Source organism: Prauserella cavernicola (assembly GCF_016595675.1).
GTDB lineage: Bacteria > Actinomycetota > Actinomycetes > Mycobacteriales > Pseudonocardiaceae > Prauserella_A > Prauserella_A cavernicola.
In genome coordinates this window covers 193,006-211,121 of record NZ_JAENJH010000008.1, presented here as the reverse complement: position 1 = coordinate 211,121, position 18,116 = coordinate 193,006, and the positions used below count along the sequence as shown (strand labels likewise).

Genomic DNA, 18,116 nt, shown 5'->3' with positions numbered 1-18,116 from the left:
GCGTCGGCTCAGGAGCGGTCATAGTTGGGGTCGGTGAGGCCCTGTTGGAGGCATTGTGCAGACGCTCGACCTTGTGGACGCCCACAGCGGCGTCGAGTTCGGACACGGTGTCCACCTCGACGCCCGTGTCGACGGACACGGCAGCCGGCTCGCCCTGGTACTCCCCGGAGCTGAGCGCGCACTGGAGAACACCGCGTTCGTGGACGCACTGGCGAAGGACTTCTCCGTGGTGACCCCGAGCCACCCGGGTTTCGGCCGCTCGCCTCGACCGGACTGGTGCTCGTCGGTCGACGATCTCGCCGACATCTACCTCGACTGGCTCGACCGGTCGGGGCACACCGATGTCACGCTCGTCGGCCTTCAGTTCGGCGGCTGGGTCGCCATGGAGATGGCGGTGCGCGGCCACGCACGGATCTCGCGTCTCGTGCTCGTCGACTCGGTGGGCGTCAAGCTGGGCGGGCCGCTCGATCGGGAGATCGTCGATCTCTTCGCGACGCCGCACGCGGAACTGGACCGGCGCCTGTACGCGGATGCGAGCCTCGGGCTGGGCGACCTGGCGCGTGCGCGGGAGGAGGACGTCCTCGAGATGGCACGCAATGAGGAGGCTCTCGCGACGTACGGGTGGGTGCCGTACCTGCACAACCCTCGGCTGGTCCGCTCGTTGGGGCGCATCGCCGTGCCGACGTTGGTCGTCTGGGGCGCCCAGGACGGCATCGTCGCGCCTGCGTACGGGCGTGGTATCGCCGAGAGGATCCCAGGCGCACGATTCGAGCAGGTCGGCCAAGCCGGGCATCGAGCACAGGTCGAGTGCCCCGAGATGGTCGCCAAGCTGATCGCCAACCCCATCGCCTGATCACGCACAAGACCGTGATTGATCGGAGGACAACGATGTCCCAATCATCCCCACCGGACGCGGAATACCGGTCGCCATCGGAAGCCGAGCGTGCCCGCGCTAGCTCGCTCCGGCGTCGAACCGTGATCGCCGCGGGTTCCGGCAACGCTCTCGAATTCTATGATTTCGCGGTGTTCGCGTCCTTGACGCCGGTCATCTCCCAGCTCTTCTTTCCCTCCGGCGACCCGCTGGCGGCGATTCTGTCGACCTTCGCGCTCTACGGAGTCGGCTTCATCATGCGGCCCGCGGGCGCGATCCTGTTCGGGTGGCTCGCGGATCGGCGCGGGCGCAAGATCTCCCTCGCGTTCGCGGTGCTGCTCATGGGCTTGACCACGGTTCTGATCGGCATCATGCCGACCTACCCGCAGGCCGGGATTCTGGCACCGGTACTCCTGTGCGTCGCCCGGCTGCTCCAAGGATTGTCCGTGGGAGGTGAGTTCGGCACGTCGGCCAGCTTCCTCGTCGAGCACGCCCCCCGGCACCGTCGCGGACTCTACGGATCTTTCGCCTTCTTCTCGTCCACCTTGGGATCGGTGATCGGTACCGTCGTGGTGCTGATCATGACGGTGTCCATGTCGTCTGACGCCCTCAACAGCTGGGGCTGGCGGCTGCCGTTCCTGCTGAGCTTCCCGCTACTGGCGATCGGCCTCTACCTGAGGTTCCGCATCGCGGAGTCACCGGAATTCGAGGAGATCAAGGCCGAGAACGCGCGAGCGAAGAGCCCTCTGCGCACACTCTTCACGCAACATTGGCGCGCGTTCCTGACGGTGATCGGCATCTGCGTCGGATTCAGCATCGCATCAGCCACACTCCAGGCGTTCGTGCTCACCTACATTCGAACCGTCACGGGAATGCCCGCCGTACCGGCGCTGAGCACCGTGGTCATCGCCACGACCGTCGGCATCTTCCTGGTCCTCGTGTTCGGGCATCTCGCGGACCGGTACAGCAGAAGGTCGATCCTGGTTTTCGCCTGCGTCCTGACGGTGGCGCTGCCTGTGCCCAGCCTGCTCATCATCGGCCTCGGAGGATTCGTTCCCGCGTTGGTCGGGCAGCTCATTCTGTGGATCCCGGTTGCCGCGTTCGGTGGCGCCATTCCGGTTCTCTTCGCCGAGTTGTTCCCGGCTCGGGTCCGAGCGTCCGGATTCGGCATCGGTTACGGATTCGGTTCCGCACTCTTCGCCGGTACCGCACCCTTCGTCGCGACGTTGCTGATCGAAAGGACGGGAAGCAGCGTGTCGCCGGCGTGGTACATGATGGCGGCCGGTGCGATCACGTTGGTCGTCGTCATCGTGGCGGTGAACGGACAGCGGCCGCAGGCGCGGGAGACAGGCCAGCTGGCGGAAGGCGTGGCCTGAGCATGGGATCGCTGTTCGACCGGGACATGAGGAGTGGGGAGTCGACGTGCGTGTGATGGTGACGGGCGGGTTCGGCGTCAACGGCGCCTGGGTGGTCCGAGAACTTCTGGGCCGAGGCCACGAGGTGTCCGTCTTCGAGAGCCGTGACGACACCTCGCTCGTCGAGGACGTGGCGGGAGAAGTCGAACTCGTCGTCGGCGACATCCGCGAAGCCGGGCAACTTGCCGGTGCGGTGTCGCGGCTTCGGCCGGAATGCATTGTTCACCTCGCCGCGGTCGTCGAGTGCGAACGAGATCCGTACGCGGCGATCTCGGTGAACGTCGGCGGTACCGCCAACGTCTGCGCGGCGGCAACGGCCGCAGGTGTGAAGCGGGTCGTGCACACCAGCTCGAAAGCGGTGTACGCGCCTGCGACAGGACAGCGCGGTTTCCCGGTGTACGAGCCGATCTCGGAAGACGACGACCTGCGTCCCACCGGCATGTACGGCATCACCAAGGTGGCCGCCGAGAACGTACTGGAGTGGTACGGGCGGAATTCCGCCGTCGAGTGCGTCAGCCTGCGCTTCGCCACGGTCATCGGCCCGGGAAAGCTTCAGCGCCATGCCGGTCCGGTCAACACCTACAGCTCGATGATCGAGCTTCCGGCGTCGGGCCGTCCGTTCACCATGGAGCACGGTGGCGATGAGCGGGACGGCGTCATCTACGTCCTGGACGTGGCCGACGCCATCGCGCGCGTCGCGCTTGCCCCGGAGCCGCTTCGTCACCATGCCTACAACGTCGCCAGCGGGAGCACGGTATCGATCAGTGAATTCGCCGACGCGATCCGCGGAATCATCCCTGGCGCGGTGCTCGATGTGGGCTCCGGAACGAATCCCATGAACATGCCAGATCCTTACTACATGGCGCTGGACGGCGCCCGGATGGAGGAGGAATTCGGATGGCGGCCGCGCTACGACCTGGACAGGGCGATCCGGCACTACTACGACCTCGTGACGTCTCGTCCTTCCTGACGGGCCCGAGGGCGGTGGGGGCATGAGAGCAGCGGTCTATCGCAGCACCGGCCCCGCTGCCGAGGTGCTCGAGGTCGTCGAGCTGGAGCTGCCGGAGCCGGGCCCGGGAGAGGTCCGGGTCAGGATCGTCACCTCCGGGATCAACCCGACCGACTGGAAGAGGCGTGCCGGGCTCACCGGCCGGACGCCGGACGGGTTCCAGGTCCCGCACCACGACGGCGCGGGAGTCGTCGATGCCGTGGGCAGCGGCGTCGACGGGCTCGTGGTCGGCCAGCGGGTGTGGCTCTATCTCGCGGCCTTCGGCAACCGATACGGGACCGCGGCCGAGTACGCGGTCGTGCCCGCGGTCCGGGCGGTACCGCTGCCCGACGGCGCCTCCGACGAGCTGGGCGCCTGCCTCGGCGTTCCGGCCCTCACCGCCGCGCACTGTCTGGGCGGGAACCCGGGGGCGTTGCAGGGGCGGACGGTTCTCGTGGCGGGGGGAGCGGGGGCGGTGGGTCACTACGCGATCGAGCTCGCCAAGCACGCCGGCGCGACGGTCGTCGCCACCGTGAGCTCGGACGAGAAGCGCGCTCTGGCCGAGGACGCGGGCGCGGATCTGGTCGTCCGCTACCCGGACCAGGACGTGTCGCGGCAGATCCGCGACGTCGTGCAGCACGTCGACCGCATCGTCGAGGTCGCGCCGGCGACGAATCTCGAACTGGATCTGGCCGTTCTCCGCGACGGCGGCACGATCGCCACCTATGCCGCGGAGGGGGATCTCGTCCTGCCCAGCGGAAAGCTGATGACGGCGAACGTCACGCTCGCGTTCGTGCTCCTGTATGGAGTGTCCTCGGACCAGTTGGCCGATGCGGTCCGGTGGACGTCCGACGCGCTCGCGGTCGGTGCGCTTTCGGCGTTGCCGGTGATTCCTTATGCGCTGGAACGGGTGGCCGATGCGCAGGACAGGGTGGAGCAGGCGGCCGTGGGGAAGGTCGTGCTGAGCGTGGCGGCGAGGTGAGGGACCCAGGCTCGTGAAGAACCGGACCACCGGACCGGCGTCGCTGTCGCGAGAGTGAGCTCGTCCGTTCGCGGGCCGCAGGCGAAGTACCCGCCGGAACGCTGACGCCGTGCCGCTTCGTCACCGCGCGCCGCTGAGCCCGGATGCTCGACGCGGTCGCCGGCCGTGACCGGGTGGCGATCCGAGACCAACTTGGGCTAACGTGGGTCACGTCGGGACGGTACCGTACCGTCCGGTTGGGGTTGGAGGTCTCCGTGCGCGATCCCGTCGGCGCCGCCGTCCTCCGTCCGGAGAAAACGGCCTCGATCACCGAGGCGGTCCTCGCCGAACTGGCCGAGGTCGGCTACGCACGGCTGTCCATGGAAGCGGTGGCCCGCCGGGCCGGTGTCGGGAAGAGCGCGCTGTACCGCCGTTGGCCGGGAAAGGACGCGATGGCGGCCGCTGCGATCGCGGAGCTGAGCGTGCCCGCGGCGCCGCAACCGGACACCGGATCGCTTCGCGGCGACATCCGGGTGATAGTCGAGGGCATGGTGGCCTGGCTGTCTCACCCGCAGTTCAGCCGCATCTTGCCCGACGTGGTCGCGGAGGGGGTCCGTGAACCTTCCCTCGCCGCGGCTGTTCGGGACAACGTCAGCACCCCACGGCGCGACGCCGTGAAGGTGGTGCTGGACCGTGCGGCGGCCCGCGGTGAGCTGGGGGTGTCCGCGGAACTCGCGCTGGACCTGTTGGGGGCGGCGGTCTACTGGCGTATGTCGGTGCGCAAGGCCGACTGTGGGGCCGAGTACCTCGACGAGCTCACCGAAGCCCTCGTTCGCGCCATCGGAACGTAGAGACACCCGGAGCCCGCGTCGCTGAGGACGAGGGCTGTGGCTTTCGCCAATCCAGAGAACCGGATCCGGCTCGATCCACAATGGATGGATTGCTCCGCTTGTCACGGAACAACAAGGAAAATCCGAAGTTTTCGAGAGAAGGGCTCAACCATGACCGAGACAGTGAACGACCAGTCGGCTGTGAACGACATTCGTGCCGGCGCCCAGCAGGCGTTCAAGAACCATCTCGAATTCCTGTCCACCGGCCGCATCGAGGAATGGGTGGATCTGTTCACGGAGGACGGGGTACTCGAGTTTCCCTACGGTCCCGAGGGTTACCCGTCGAAGGTGTCCGGTAAGGAGGCCTTGAGGGGTACATGGACAACTTCCCCAAGCACTTCCGCGTGGACTTCATCGACCTGCGCTTTCACGAGACTGTCGAGCCGTCACTCGTCATCGCGGAGTTCCGGAGCCAGGGGGTCGCCCTGGCGACCGGACGTCCCTACAACCAGACCTACATCTCGGTGGTGGAGACGAAGAACGGCAAGATCACCCGTTACGTCGACTTCTGGAACCCCCTGGTGGCCGCAGAAGCGCTCAGCACCGACCAGACGGAGCTCGGCGGCGTGGTGACGGCCTCCGGCTCGGACTGACAACGGCATTCGCACCCGCTCGGTACCCGGCCCGGCGTCGTCGTCGACATGCGGACGACGCCGGGCGGGTTCGCGGTTGAGCGGCGCATTGCCGCAGGCGGTCCGCGCAGCGATTCAGGCCGGTGGGCGGGTGAGCTCGTTGCGCAGGTCGACGATGCGGTCGTCCGTCCCGACCGTCGCGTGTTCCAGGCCGGCCACGGTCACCAGCGATCCGTCGGACATGCGCGCTGCGCACGCCCATTCCGCCCGCTGTCGCCCGTCGGGCAAGACCGTCGCGTTCCAGAAGTGCTTGGCCTCGACGTGGATCGCGATGAAGTCGCGGTAAAGCTCCCGGATGGCGCGCGAACCTCGCACTGGAGTGTCGTCGAGCTGCACCACGGCATTTGGCGCGAAGATGTCGACGAGTTCCTCCAGTACGGCCTCGTCGGCGATCGCCCGGTCGACCGTGGCGATGTAGCGCTCGATCGCGAGAGGGGGAGTCTGGGGCATGGTGTGCTCCTTCAGGAATGGGGCCATGTCGTTGGTGGCCGCAGCGCCTCGACCGTCCAGTCGCGACGGTGTTCCGCGCGTGACGAAGGGAAGGGCGAATCCGGCCAGGTCGCGGGCCATGCGCTCGTTCCGGGACGTGGTGGTGACCGCGCCGGGTGAATACGGTCGCGTTTCGACGCTAACACAGGTGCGACGAGGCGGTGCCGTCCCGCGCTACGATCCGTACCTGAGCGCGCCTTCTCGTCCCTTGGTCGGAGAGAGTGCTGTGTGTCGCCGGTAACCGGCCAAGCACAGCTACGGATCTCAGTCCTTTCGGGACCGCCACCTACCAGGAGACCAACGTGCCCGTTCCCGCCATCGTGATCGCCTCCACCCAGCACGCGGACGCCCTGCGAGCCCAGTTGCGCCGCTACGAACACGACTATGATGTTCGGGTCGCGGGATCGTCGGCCGGCACCGTCGACATCGTCGAGGAGATCACCGCGGCAGGCGGTCAGGTAGCCATGATCGTGCAGGACGGCGAGTTGCCCGACGCCGATCCGTTGGCCGCCTTCGCCACCTGGCGTGGCCGGGTCCCCGCCGCCCGCCGGGTCCTCGCGGCGCCCTACGACCGGTTCATGGCCGAGCTCCGCACCGGTGAACGAGGCCTGCGTGCGGCGCTGGGTGCCGGGGTGTTCGACGCCTACCTGCTCATGCCACGAGGCCCGCGCGACGAGGAGTTCCACATCGCGCTCGCCGAGCTGCTCTCCGACTGGGGATCCACGACCGCTGATCCGGAAGTCGCCCTGATTCGCATCGTCTCCGACGGTGACAACCCGCTGACGGCAGCGGTCCGCGAGCTCACCGAGCGCATGGGAATGCCCACCGAGGTGCTCGCGGTCGACAGCGACGCGGGCCGCGCCGTGCGCGACGCCTACGTCGCGACCGGACAACACCTCAGCTACCCCCTCGTTGTCGTGTTCGACCATCCGCCGATCGCACCGAGTCGCCCGGGCGACGTCGCCGCCCTGCTTTACGGTTCCCCCGGCGACATCACCGAGACCGTGGATCTGGCGATCGTCGGTGCGGGCCCCGGAGGGCTGGCGGCCTCCGTCTACGGTGCGAGCGAAGGTCTCACGACGGTCGTCCTCGACACCGACGCCGTCGGCGGTCAGGCGGGCACCAGCTCGATGATCCGCAACTACCTCGGATTTCCCCGTGGCATTTCCGGCATGCGCCTGGCCCAGCGCGCTCGCACACAGGCCGGTCGCTTCGGTGCACGGTTCCGCGTCGGCTGGGAGGTTCTGGAACTCGTTCCCGGTGCTGACGGTGAGCACACCTTGCGCACCACCGGCGGTGAGGTCCGTGCCCGCACCGTGATCATCGCGTGCGGCGTCGCCTACCGAACGCTGGGCGTGGAGTCGCTGGAGCGGCTCGTGGGGCGGGGCGTGCAGTACGGCGCAGCGATCAGCACGGCCCGGGACACCGCTGACCACAACGCGGTCGTCGTCGGTGGCGGCAACTCCGCGGGCCAGGCGGCCATTCACCTCGCTCGCTTCGCCGCTTCGGTCACCGTGGTCGTGCGCCGAGACGGTCTGACCGACACGATGTCCGACTACCTCGTGCACGAGATCGAGGGCCACCCACGGATCACCGTCGTGACCCGTACCGAGGTCGTCGACGGTGGCACCTGCGACCAGGGCTCGCTCTCCTGGGTGTCCCTGCGCCACCTCGACACCGGCGACATCACCCGCCGCGACGTACGGGGTCTCTATCTGCTGCTCGGCGCCGAGCCGCATGGCACCTGGCTTCCCGGCCACGTCGACCGCGACGACCGCGGCTTCGTCCTCACCGGCCGGGACCTGCCGATGCGGCACTGGGTCGACGGCCGTCCGCCCGCGGATCTCGCGACGAGCGTTCCGGGAGTCTTCGCCGTCGGCGACATTCGTGCGGGCTCGATGAAGCGGGTCACCTCCGCGTCCGGGGAGGGCGCCTCGGCGGTCCCGATGGTCCACACCTATCTCACCGATGCCACACGGGGTAGTGCTGCCGGCTGACGTCCTCCGGTCCGTCCACATGCGGCTTTGTCGACCAAGGTCCGCGGGCTTCCCGCGGCCGGAGCCGCGGGAAGCCGCGAAGAGGGAGACCGGCTCAGATGCCGATCACGATCTTGCCCCGGGTGTGTCCGCGCTCGGCGTACTCGTGCGCTTCGGTGACCGCATCGAGCGGATAGATTCGCTCGATGCGCGGTGTGTAGCGGCCTTGCCTGCCGAGTTCGCCCGCTTCGGCGAGGAGCGTGGAGTCGTTCTCCGCGTTGGCCATCCGTACGCCCAGCCGTTCGGCATTGGCGTAGTCGGCGACCGTCGACACGCGAGCGGTGTCGCCCACGATCGCGATGAGATCGGCCAGGGATCCGGAGGCCGCGGTGTCGAGGGCGATGTCGACACCGTCCGGAGCCAGGGCGGCGAGACGCTCGGCGAGGCCGGTTCCGTAGGTCGTGGGTACGGCTCCGAGCGAGGTGAGGAACTCGTGGTTGCGTTCGCTGGCCGTCCCGATCACGGTGGCGCCCTGTGCCACCGCGATCTCGACCGCGGCACTGCCCACACCTCCGGCGGCGCCCTCGACGAGAAGAGTGCGCCCCTGCAAGGGACCCAGCGCCTTCAGCCCGCCCATCGCCGTCACGGATGCCAGACCGGCGCCGGCGGCCTCCTCGTCGGTCCACGTGGCGGGCGCGGGGGCCCAGGCCGAGAGCACGGCCAGCTCCGCTGTCGCGCCGGTGACGCCGCCCAGTCCGAAGACGCGGTCGCCGATGTTCACCCCCTGCACACCGTCACCGGTCTCGTCGACGACGCCGACGGCGTCCCGCCCAGGAATCGCGGGCAGGTCCACGGGGAGCACGTCGCGCGCCGCACCGGAGCGCACCTTCCAGTCGATGGGATTGACACTGGCCGCCGTGACGCGGATGCGAATCTCGCCGTGCCCGGGATGCGGGTCGGGAACCTGTTCGACCACAAGGGTCTCCACACCGCCGTACTCGTGATAACGGACTGCGCGCATGACGTTCTGCCTTTCCACGGGCCTGATTCGGCCGCCCTGAGATCAGTGGGATGAATGTTCGACGAGTGCCGATGACCCCATGCTACGGCTCCGCGCCCGGCATTCAGGGGGGAATAGATCACGACGTGAGGTGTTGTCCATTACGTCGGGTTGACCGTGCCGTTGGGGCATGGTCTTTCCTGGTAACTGTTCCGCGCACTGAGAAGGACCGCACGCTGTCGACTGAAGAGGAAAGATGTTGCGCAATCACCCCGGTAGCGGCCACGTGACAGTTCGGCGCATCACGAGTGACGACGGCTGTGAACTCCACTGCGAAACCCGCGGATCCGGAGAACCGCTTCTCCTGATTCAGGGCGGAGTCTCCTCGGCTGCGACCGTGGAGGAACTCGCGGACGCGTTGTCCGAGCGTTTCCTCGTCATCACGTACGACCGTCGCGGGTTGTCCCGTAGCCCGGCGTCACTCGATGCTCCACCGGTCGACATGTATCGGCATGCCAACGACGCCGCGGTGATCCTGAGGGCACTCGCACCCCGCCCCGCGCGGGTACTGGGGTCGAGTTTCGGGGCACTGCTCGCACTCCACGTGGCGGAGGCCTATCCGGACGGTGTCAGTACGGTCATCGCCCATGAGCCGCCGCTGTCCGAGGTCGTGCGGGATCCAGCCCTGGACGCGGCGATGGAGCGGATCGCGCGAATCGCGCAGCGCGACATCCGCGCGGCACTGGCGGAACTGGCCGCCCTTGCGGGGGAAGGGAACCAGGACGAGGCAGGGGAGGAATCTGCTGAGATCACGGAAGAGTCAGTGGGCAACATGCGATGGTTCTTTCGTCACGACCTTCATGCGGTGCAGCGATCGGGGCTCACCGCGGACCGAGTGGCCGCTCTGCCTGACCGGGTGCGCGTCGTCCCGTCGGGTGGGGCGCAGACGCCGCGGGAGCGTTGGGAGAACCGTTGTGCGCGAGAGCTCGCGGCTCGCATCGGGCAGCCGCTCCTCGAACTACCGGGCGGCCACGACGGGCTGACCATACACCCGAACGGCGTCGCTGAGGTCATCTCCCGACTGGCGCCGTGATGGCGGAACGGTGGCACCGCGACAGCACGGGGCAGCCAGCGGATGCTCTGTGTGACCCAAGTCCACTTAGTTCGATGGCCGCGGCCGGGCAGGAATACCGTCTCGGCGCTCGAGGTTGCCATCGAGTGTGAAGGCAATTGGATTACACAACTACGGTGGCCCGGAAGTCCTGCGAGTGCTGGATCTGCCCGAACCCCAGGCAGGCCCCGGTGAGGTTCGCATCCGCGTACACGCCGCCGCCGTCAACCCGACCGACGTCCTGTTGCGGACGGGAGGCCACGCGTTCCGCATGCCCGACCGGCAGCCCCCGTTCGTGCCCGGCATGGACGCGGCGGGCGTGATCGAGCAGCTCGGTCCCGGGACCGGCGACCGGCTCGCCGTGGGGCAGCGGGTGGTCGCGATGGTGCTGTTCGTCGGGGCGCACGGCGGTGCGTATGCCGAGCAGATCGTGGTGCCCGCGGATTCGGTGGTGCCTGCGCCGGAGGGCGTGGACTTCCCCGCGGCGTCCACATTGCTGATGAATGCCCTGACCGCGCGCCTCGCCCTGGACGCGGTGGCCGTGCCGCGGGGTGGCACCGTCGCCGTGACCGGTGCGGCCGGAGCCGTTGGCGGGTACGCGGTCGAGCTGGCCAAGGCGGACGGGTTGACCGTCATCGCGGACGCCGCGGCACACGACGTCGACCGGGTGCGCGGTTTCGGCGCCGATCACGTGGTCGAGCGCGGATCCGAGGTCGCCCAACGAATCCGAGAGCTCGCCCCCGACGGGGTTCCCGGGCTCGTGGACGGCTCGATGCAGACCACCGAAGTCCTGCCCGCGATCGCCGACGGTGGGGCGCTGGCCGAGCTCCGGGGCTGGGAGGGCGCGGCCGGGCGCGGCATCCGGGTGCACCCGGTGATGGTGACGGAGGGAATGACCGACACCGCGAGGCTGGACGCGCTACGCCGCCAGGCCGAGGACGGCACGGTGACGCTGCACGTCGCCGACGTGCTGCCCGCCGACGAGGCGATCCGGGCGCACCGCCTGCTGGAAGCGGGCGGGGTGCGCGGCCGGTTGGTGCTGGACTTCTCCTGAAGCCGACGCCGTCGGCTACTGATCGTGCAGTCGGTGGTGCCACCAGGCATCCGCAGGCCTGGAGGTGGAGCGCGTCCGCGGGTCGGGGAGGGTTCTGCGCCGGAACTCGTCGTCGAGTGCGGCGATGACCCGGGACAGCTCGGCGCGGGGCCCGCGTGGCAGCATTCGCAGCGCTGTCTCCAGCTCGTCGCGGGCGTCGGTCACATCGCAGCACGGGCAGTCCGCCACAGGGAGGTAGAGCCACCGGCCGGGTTGCAGCACGAACCGTCGATAGCGGTCGAACGCCTGGCCGACGGAGCCCGCGCCCAAGCGGCGAGCTTCCGCGATCGCGATGGCGACCTGCGTGGCCCGGCTGACACCCGGGACCTGGATGGTGGATCGGCGGGGGTCTCGTGGTCGGTGGGCGCGCACGGCGCCCGGGCTCCTACGAGGCATTGCCCCTTGGGGTCGGCATCATGGCGAACATCATGTCACGTCCGTAGGCGGGCGTGGCTCACGATTCGGTCAACGGGTGTCGGCGCGTCGGGTGGGTCTTCGGTGTGCTCGGGTTCCTGGTGCCTGTTGGGTCGGGGTCGGCGCCCTGGTGTCGTCGAGCCGGGCGGAGCCGAGATCAGCAGCATCTACGAGTCGAACGCGGGCGATATCCCGGACGCCGTCGTGCGGCTTCCGCTCGGCTAGCCCGCCCGGTCCTGACCCGGAGAGCCGCCCGTGCCGCGCCGACCACCCAGGCCGGCGCGGCACGGGTGTTAGTGGCGGTGTGCGTCGGTGGCGTAGCCGACGCCGAAGCCGTGGGGGTAGGGGTCGTGGGGGTCGAGGTGGAAGGTGGTGTGGGCGGTGATGTGGGCTCGGCCTCGGATGGTGGGGATGACGGCGGTGGTGGTGCCGAGTTGGGTGGTGTGGGTGAGGTGGCCGTGGAATTGGGTGCCGATGATGGATTCTTGGATGTAGGTGTCGCCGAGTTGTTGGTGTCCGCGTCCGTAGCGTTGGGCCATGCGTGCGGAGGTGCCGGTCCCGCCCGGTGAACGGTCGATCCCCGACTCCCCGAAGAACACGAGGTTCCGGTACGCGCCGTCGGCTCGGGGCTCGTTCTCGGCCAGGATGACCAAGGGAATGGGCCCGGCGGGGCCGTTGACGGGATGTTCCACGGTGACGACCTTGTTGGTCGCGTCGCGGATGAGCCTGCTCGCGTGGGCGAGTTGGTCCGTGTGCTCGGGGATGACCGACAGGCCGAGGTCTTCGGCGGAGGCGATGACGTAGAAGTTGCCGCCGTAGGCGATGTCCACGCTGAGTGTGCCGAACCCGGGAACGTCGATCAGCTGATCGGTGGCGTAGAGGAACGAGGGGACGTTCTCGATCGTCACGCCCTGCACCACGCCGTCCGAGACGTCCACCCGCGCCACGACCAGCCCGGCCGGGGTGTCGAAGGTGACCGTGGTGACCGGCTCCACCACCGGGACCATCCCGCACTCCACCACCACCGTCGCCGCACCGATCGTGCCCGCACCGCACATGGTCATCCAGCCGCCGGTCTCGATGAACACGATCCCGAGATCGGCGCGGGGGTCGCACGGCGGGAGCAGGATGCTGCCGCACATCTCGGAGTGGCCTCGCGGTTCGTACATCAGCAGCTTGCGCACATCGTCGTGGTCGCGTTCGTAGGTGTCCCTGATCTCGGCGATGGTGTCGCCCCGCACGTGGGGAGCGCCCGCGACCACCACACGCGCGGGGGCACCGGCACTGTGTGCGTCGATGACGGAGTACTGAACTCGGGATCGCACGGTGTTACTCCCTGTCGTCGTTGGGTCGATGAGCAGTGTGGGGCGGTGCGCTCAGCCGGTGGTCGCGCGCACGGTGAAGAGCGGCTCTCCGAGCCGATCGAGGTCGACGTCGATTCCCAGGCCAGGTTCGGTGGGCGCGCTTCCTCGACCGGCCGCGGATCGCGGTCGGTGGCCGGCCACGTGCTCGTTGGTCCAGTCGTTGAAGAACGAGACCGAGAGCATGTCGTGGCAGGCGGTGGACGCCGCCAGGTGCGAGACGGCAGCGGTGGTGACGTCGCCACCCCACGCGTCTTCGAGGGACACCGACATTCCCAGCGACACGGCGAGATCACGCATCATCCGGGTGCCGGTCAGCCCTCCGAGGCGGCCCAGCTTCAGGTTGACCGACCCGGCGCCCACCTCGTTCTTGGCGGCGACCAGGTCGAGTGGGGTGAGCACGGACTCGTCCATGACCATCGGCAGTGAGGTCAGCGTCCGAACGGTCCGGCAGTCCTCGATGCGCCGGCACGGCTGTTCGAGGTAGATCGGCAGCGCGTCGACGAGGCGGACCGCGCTGACCGCCTGCTGGAGTGTCCAACCGCCGTTCGCGTCGCCGATGAGTGTCGTACCGGCGCTCGCAGCCTCCGAGACCGCGCGCAACCGGGCGTCGTCGTCGGCGGGTTCGTTGCCGATCTTCACCTGGAAACAGGTGATGCCCGCGGCCGATCGCCGGGCCACGAACTCGGCCATCGCCTCGGGCGACGACAGTGGAACCGCCTCGTACAGCGGAAAGTCGGTTTGCACGCGCCCGCCCAGCAGCTCGGCCACCGGAAGTCCGGCCCGTTTGCCGAGCAGGTCCCAGCACGCGAGGTCGACGGCGCTCTTGGCGTAGTCGTGTCCCATGAGCCTGCTGTTCATGGCGGCGTGGACGGCTGCCGGGTTCGTGCCGTCGACACCGAGCAGCGCGGGGGCCATCTCGGCGAGAGCGGCCCTGGCGCCTCCGGCGAACGCCGGCCAGTACGTGCCGGCCAGTGTGCAGACCTCGCCCCAGCCGTAGGTGCCGTCCTCGCAGCTGACCCGCACGAGAGTCGAGTCCTGGGCGGTCGCCGCCCGGCCGCTGGACATCACGTATTCGCCGTGGGCGTAGGTGAGCTCGTATCCGTAGACGTCGATCGCGACGATCTGAGTCATCGGGGCGTCCTCTCTCGCTGCATCAGGTCTCGGGCGCGACGCGCGCTCGGCAAGGGGGAGGTCACAGCGACATGGTGGCCGGTAACAGATAACATACTACATATGACGGCTTGGCCTGCCGACCGCATGCTGGAACACTGAGTAATAAAGACCGCAGACGCTGCTGCACCCCGGGGAGACAACAGTGACGACGGATTCGTCGACGGGAACGACATTGCACCGGTTCAGCCTGAGAGATCAGGCGTTGAGCGTTATTCGTCAACAGGTGGTGACCGGCGACATCGTGCCGGGAGAGATCTATTCCGCGGCCACGATCGCGAATCAATTGGGCGTCTCCAACAGTCCCGTGCGCGAGGCGATGCTGACACTCGTGAACCAGGGCGTGATGGAAGCCGTCCGCAACCGCGGATTCCGGCTGATCCCGCTCTCGGACAAGGACCGGCACGACATCTACGACCTGCGCGTGATGCTCGAAGTGCCCGCCATGGGCCGGCTTGCCGCGGGCAGGCCGACCCTCAGCCAGCAGTTCAGCGACCTCGCGAGCGACACCGTGGTGAGTGCCGTCAACGGCGACATGGTCCGCTACCTCGAGGCCGACCGCCAGTTCCACCTGGGCCTGCTGGCCCTGGTGGGCAACGACCGGCTGGTCGACATCGTCGGTGATCTGCGCGACCGGACCAGGCTCGTCGGAGTCCGTTCGCTCTCGGAGCAGGGACGGCTCGAGCACTCCGCTCGGGAACACCACACTCTCCTGTCCGCTCTCAACAGTGGCGATCCCGAGCGCGCCGAAGCGGTCATGTTGCAGCACCTCAACCACATCCAGGGCGACTGGAACGGAGAAGAGGACTGATGCGACGCCGGCCGCGAATAGGGGCTATCCGCGGCCGGCGCGCATCGGGATCAGTTCAGCTCCCGCTCGGGCGTTTCTCGATCACAGCACTTTTCCGAGAAAGTCCCGGCAGCGTTCGGTCTGCGGATTCGCGAACATCTCGGCCGGAGCGCCCTGCTCGACGATGTATCCGCCGTCCATGAACACCACCGTGTCGGCGACCTCGCGGGCGAAGCCGAGTTCGTGGGTCACCACGATCATGGTCATTCCTTCGGCGGCCAATTCCTTCATCACCGACAGCACCTCGCCGACCAGTTCCGGGTCCAGCGCGCTCGTCGGTTCATCGAACAGCATGAGCTTGGGTCGCATCGCCAGTGCCCGCGCGATGGCGACGCGCTGCTGCTGCCCGCCGGACAACATCCGGGGATAGGCGTCCTCACGTCCGGTGAGCCCGACCTTGTCGAGGAGCCTGCGGGCGTCCGCGACGGCATCGTCCCGTTGGTTCTTGCGCACGGCCATCGGCGCTTCGATGATGTTCTCGAGCACGGTCAGGTGCGGGAACAGGTTGAAGCTCTGGAAGACCATTCCGATGTCGGCCCTGCGCCGGGCGATCTCGTGGTGCCGGAGCTCGTGCAACCGTCCTTTGTGCTCGCGGTAGCCGACCATCTCCCCGGCCACGCGCAGCAGGCCGCCGTCGATGCGCTCCAGGTGGTTGATGCACCGGAGAAAAGTGCTCTTGCCCGAACCCGACGGGCCGATGACGCACATCACCTGGCCGTGCGGAACCGAGAGGTCGATCGACTTCAGTACGGGAGTGCCGTCGAACGATTTCTGCACCGCGACGCACTCGACGGCGACATCGCTTTCCACGGCAGTGGTTGCTGGGGCGTTCATGCGGTCGCCTCTCGTTGTCCGTTCGTCACAGTCTTCTTCAGCCTGGCGAGGGTGAAGGCCGGTTTGTTGTCACTCTTGCTGAACCTGCGTTCCACGAAATACTGTCCAATGGAGAGGATCGTGGTGACGATGAGATACCAGATGCTCGCGACGATCAGCAGGGGAATGGTCTGGAAATTGCTCGAGTAGATCATCTGGGCGGAGTACAGCAGATCCGGTAGTGCGATCACGCTCACCAGTGAGGTCGTCTTGAGCATGCCGATCAACTGGTTCCCGGTCGGCGGGATGATCACGCGCATTGCCTGGGGAAGGATGATGCGGGTGAGGATCCGCCGGGAACTCATGCCCAGTGCCTCGGCGGCCTCACGCTGACCGGAGTGCACGGAGTTGATGCCGGCGCGCACGATCTCGGCCATGTAGGCGCCCTCGTTGAGGCCGAGGCCGAGCAGGGCTGCGACATACACGGTGATGAACTCGTTCGCGCTGCCCGAGATGAACTCCGGGCCGAAGGGGATACCCAGCGACAGCTTGGGATAGAGCGCTGAGAGGTTGAACCAGAAGATCAGCTGGACGAGCAGCGGCGTTCCGCGGAAGAACCACACGAACGTCGCCGCCGACCCCGAGAGTACGGGATTCGGCGACAGCCGCATGATCGCCAGCACCGTCCCCAGCACGATGCCGATCGCCATCGCCGCGGCCGTCAACCACAACGTGTTGAACAGGCCCTCGATGATGGTCGGTGTGGTGAAGTACTCGGCGACCACGGTCCACTGGAATCGCGGGTTGGTGAACAGTGTGTGGACCAGCATCGCGACCAGCACCAACAGCACCGCGGTGCCGAACCACCGACCGTAGTGCCGGGTCGGCGCCACCTGGAGTGTGGCCAGGTCCGGTTTCGGCTGGTCGGTTGTCGGTATCGGTGTCGTCATACTGCGTTTCTCCAGACTCGGTGCCCGCGCCGGGAGACTGTCGGCGCGACGACGTGATCACTTGTAGATGGGATGGTCTGAACCACGTGTGTAGATGGTCGGATTGTCGATGGCTCCGTAGGTCGTGTTGTTGGCGTCGAGGATCTGTGCGTACGCGCCATCGGCGATCAGCACCTCGTAGGCCTTCTTGACCGCCGCGAGCATCTCGTCGGAATACTCGGTGCGGGCGACGGCCGTGGCGCACGGTCCACCGCCGATCTCGCCGACCAGGGTGAACGGCTGGCCCTTCTCGATGGCGCTCTCTCCCGCGCCCCGTCCCACCAGTACACCCGCGACCCGGCCGCTCGACATCGCGAGCACACCCGCGGAGATCGAGGGGAAGGCGTTGACGGAGATGGGTTTTCTGCCCCGGGCCGAGCACTCCGCCTGAGCATCGTTGAGGAACTTCAGCTCGACCGAGCCGTCCATCGCCCCGATGGGCAGCCCGCACACGTCGGTGAGCGCCTCGGGTTTGACCTCGGCGTCGGCCGGCACGATGAAACTGCTGAAGTCGCGCCAGTCCGTTACGAAGTCCACCACCTGCACGCGGTCCTCGGTGACGTAGAACTGTCCGAAGGAGACGTCGTACCGGCCGGACTGCAAACCGGGCAGCGTCGCGTTGAACGGAATCATCTCGGGTTGGTACTTCAGGCCCATCACCTGTGCCAGTGCCTCACCGAGGGCAGGGTCCATCCCGCGCAGCTCGTCGCCTTCCCGGTAGGCCAGTGGGGAGCCGATGTCGGGAATGGCGACGCGCAAGGTGCCGCGCTGCTTGATCGGCTCGGGCACCAGTTCGCTGACCTCGGCCGAGGCTGAGACGTTGACAGGAGCGACGCTTTCCGGCTCGGAGGCGCCTGCGCAGGCGGTGGCCGTGACACCCACGACGGCGAGTGCGGCAACCGTACGTGCGCGTCTGAACAGTGACTTCATCGTCGTACTCGCTTCGAATGAGAGGAGCTGCGGACGAGTTTTCCAAGGTAGCCTGTTATCGGTAGAATTTAAGATGCTATCCACCTTCGGGCGCTGTCAAGGGCGTCATAGAGCCGAAACATGCCGGTAGCGATGCGCTCCGGTGGGCGAACGCGAGGTC

The 18,116-nt window shown here is 67.8% G+C and carries 18 protein-coding genes; 10 read left to right on the top strand and 8 right to left on the bottom strand.

Annotated features, from left to right (window positions below):
- The first annotated feature begins 55 nt into the window (after positions 1-55).
- The 6 genes from JHE00_RS26670 to JHE00_RS26645 all read left to right on the top strand — a co-directional run bounded on the left by JHE00_RS26670 (position 56) and on the right by JHE00_RS26645 (position 5,718).
- Positions 56-853: an alpha/beta fold hydrolase gene (locus JHE00_RS26670; protein WP_200323128.1), complete on the top strand. Its 798-nt coding sequence runs from the start codon at positions 56-58 to the stop codon at positions 851-853.
- 122 nt (positions 854-975) lie between these two features.
- Entirely contained in the window at positions 976-2,247 is a 1,272-nt protein-coding gene (locus JHE00_RS26665) for an MFS transporter (protein ID WP_307832126.1), read from the top strand.
- A gap of 55 nt (positions 2,248-2,302) precedes the next feature.
- Positions 2,303-3,256, top strand: coding sequence for an NAD-dependent epimerase/dehydratase family protein (locus tag JHE00_RS26660; protein WP_230425042.1), 954 nt, complete (start codon positions 2,303-2,305; stop codon positions 3,254-3,256).
- A 22-nt stretch (positions 3,257-3,278) separates the two neighbouring features.
- Positions 3,279-4,256: an NADPH:quinone reductase gene (locus tag JHE00_RS26655; RefSeq protein WP_200323122.1), complete on the top strand. Its 978-nt coding sequence runs from the start codon at positions 3,279-3,281 to the stop codon at positions 4,254-4,256.
- A gap of 143 nt (positions 4,257-4,399) precedes the next feature.
- Positions 4,400-5,086 carry a TetR/AcrR family transcriptional regulator gene (locus JHE00_RS26650; RefSeq protein ID WP_200323120.1) on the top strand — a complete coding sequence of 229 codons (687 nt, stop codon included), beginning with the start codon at positions 4,400-4,402 and terminating at the stop codon, positions 5,084-5,086.
- 356 nt (positions 5,087-5,442) lie between these two features.
- Complete coding sequence (locus JHE00_RS26645) at positions 5,443-5,718, top strand: nuclear transport factor 2 family protein (protein WP_200323118.1); 276 nt, start codon at positions 5,443-5,445, stop codon at positions 5,716-5,718.
- Between the two features lie 114 nt (positions 5,719-5,832).
- Here the strand turns inward: JHE00_RS26645 and JHE00_RS26640 are convergent, their stop codons facing one another.
- Positions 5,833-6,327 carry a nuclear transport factor 2 family protein gene (locus JHE00_RS26640; RefSeq protein WP_200323116.1) on the bottom strand — a complete coding sequence of 165 codons (495 nt, stop codon included), beginning with the start codon at positions 6,325-6,327 and terminating at the stop codon, positions 5,833-5,835.
- 221 nt (positions 6,328-6,548) lie between these two features.
- Here JHE00_RS26640 and JHE00_RS26635 point away from each other — a divergent pair, with 221 nt between their 5' ends.
- Positions 6,549-8,243, top strand: a complete 1,695-nt coding sequence (locus JHE00_RS26635) for an NAD(P)/FAD-dependent oxidoreductase (RefSeq protein WP_200323114.1) — start codon at positions 6,549-6,551, stop codon at positions 8,241-8,243.
- Positions 8,244-8,337: 94 nt separating this feature from the next.
- Here the strand turns inward: JHE00_RS26635 and JHE00_RS26630 are convergent, their stop codons facing one another.
- Positions 8,338-9,243 carry an NADP-dependent oxidoreductase gene (locus JHE00_RS26630; RefSeq protein ID WP_200323112.1) on the bottom strand — a complete coding sequence of 302 codons (906 nt, stop codon included), beginning with the start codon at positions 9,241-9,243 and terminating at the stop codon, positions 8,338-8,340.
- A gap of 235 nt (positions 9,244-9,478) precedes the next feature.
- On the opposite strand from JHE00_RS26630, the gene JHE00_RS26625 reads away from it, so the two are divergent.
- A complete protein-coding gene (locus tag JHE00_RS26625) occupies positions 9,479-10,315 on the top strand; it encodes an alpha/beta fold hydrolase (RefSeq protein ID WP_230425008.1) in 837 nt (278 codons plus the stop codon).
- A 175-nt stretch (positions 10,316-10,490) separates the two neighbouring features.
- Complete coding sequence (locus JHE00_RS26620) at positions 10,491-11,387, top strand: NADP-dependent oxidoreductase (RefSeq protein WP_307832125.1); 897 nt, start codon at positions 10,491-10,493, stop codon at positions 11,385-11,387.
- 15 nt (positions 11,388-11,402) lie between these two features.
- On the opposite strand, the gene JHE00_RS26615 is transcribed toward JHE00_RS26620, so the two are convergent.
- The 3 genes from JHE00_RS26615 to JHE00_RS26605 form a co-directional block, all read right to left on the bottom strand.
- Entirely contained in the window at positions 11,403-11,798 is a 396-nt protein-coding gene (locus JHE00_RS26615) for a hypothetical protein (protein ID WP_200323109.1), read from the bottom strand.
- Between the two features lie 335 nt (positions 11,799-12,133).
- The gene (locus tag JHE00_RS26610; protein ID WP_200323108.1) at positions 12,134-13,165 is read right to left on the bottom strand and encodes a proline racemase family protein; all 1,032 of its coding nucleotides are present in this window, start codon (positions 13,163-13,165) and stop codon (positions 12,134-12,136) included.
- A 51-nt stretch (positions 13,166-13,216) separates the two neighbouring features.
- A complete protein-coding gene (locus tag JHE00_RS26605; protein ID WP_200323107.1) occupies positions 13,217-14,335 on the bottom strand; it encodes a mandelate racemase/muconate lactonizing enzyme family protein in 1,119 nt (372 codons plus the stop codon).
- A gap of 184 nt (positions 14,336-14,519) precedes the next feature.
- Here JHE00_RS26605 and JHE00_RS26600 point away from each other — a divergent pair, with 184 nt between their 5' ends.
- Positions 14,520-15,185, top strand: a complete 666-nt coding sequence (locus tag JHE00_RS26600; RefSeq protein WP_307832124.1) for a GntR family transcriptional regulator — start codon at positions 14,520-14,522, stop codon at positions 15,183-15,185.
- Positions 15,186-15,266: 81 nt separating this feature from the next.
- Here JHE00_RS26600 and JHE00_RS26595 read toward each other — a convergent pair whose 3' ends face one another.
- The 3 genes from JHE00_RS26595 to JHE00_RS26585 are packed head-to-tail and all read right to left on the bottom strand — an operon-like array spanning position 15,267 to position 18,040.
- Positions 15,267-16,058: an amino acid ABC transporter ATP-binding protein gene (locus JHE00_RS26595; protein WP_200323106.1), complete on the bottom strand. Its 792-nt coding sequence runs from the start codon at positions 16,056-16,058 to the stop codon at positions 15,267-15,269.
- Positions 16,055-16,987 (bottom strand): amino acid ABC transporter permease, encoded by a 933-nt coding sequence (locus JHE00_RS26590; protein ID WP_200323105.1) that lies wholly within the window; start codon positions 16,985-16,987, stop codon positions 16,055-16,057. The genes JHE00_RS26595 and JHE00_RS26590 overlap by 4 nt, the downstream gene beginning before the upstream one ends.
- Before the next feature lie 57 nt (positions 16,988-17,044).
- Positions 17,045-18,040: a transporter substrate-binding domain-containing protein gene (locus JHE00_RS26585; RefSeq protein ID WP_200323104.1), complete on the bottom strand. Its 996-nt coding sequence runs from the start codon at positions 18,038-18,040 to the stop codon at positions 17,045-17,047.
- Positions 18,041-18,116 lie beyond the last annotated feature (76 nt).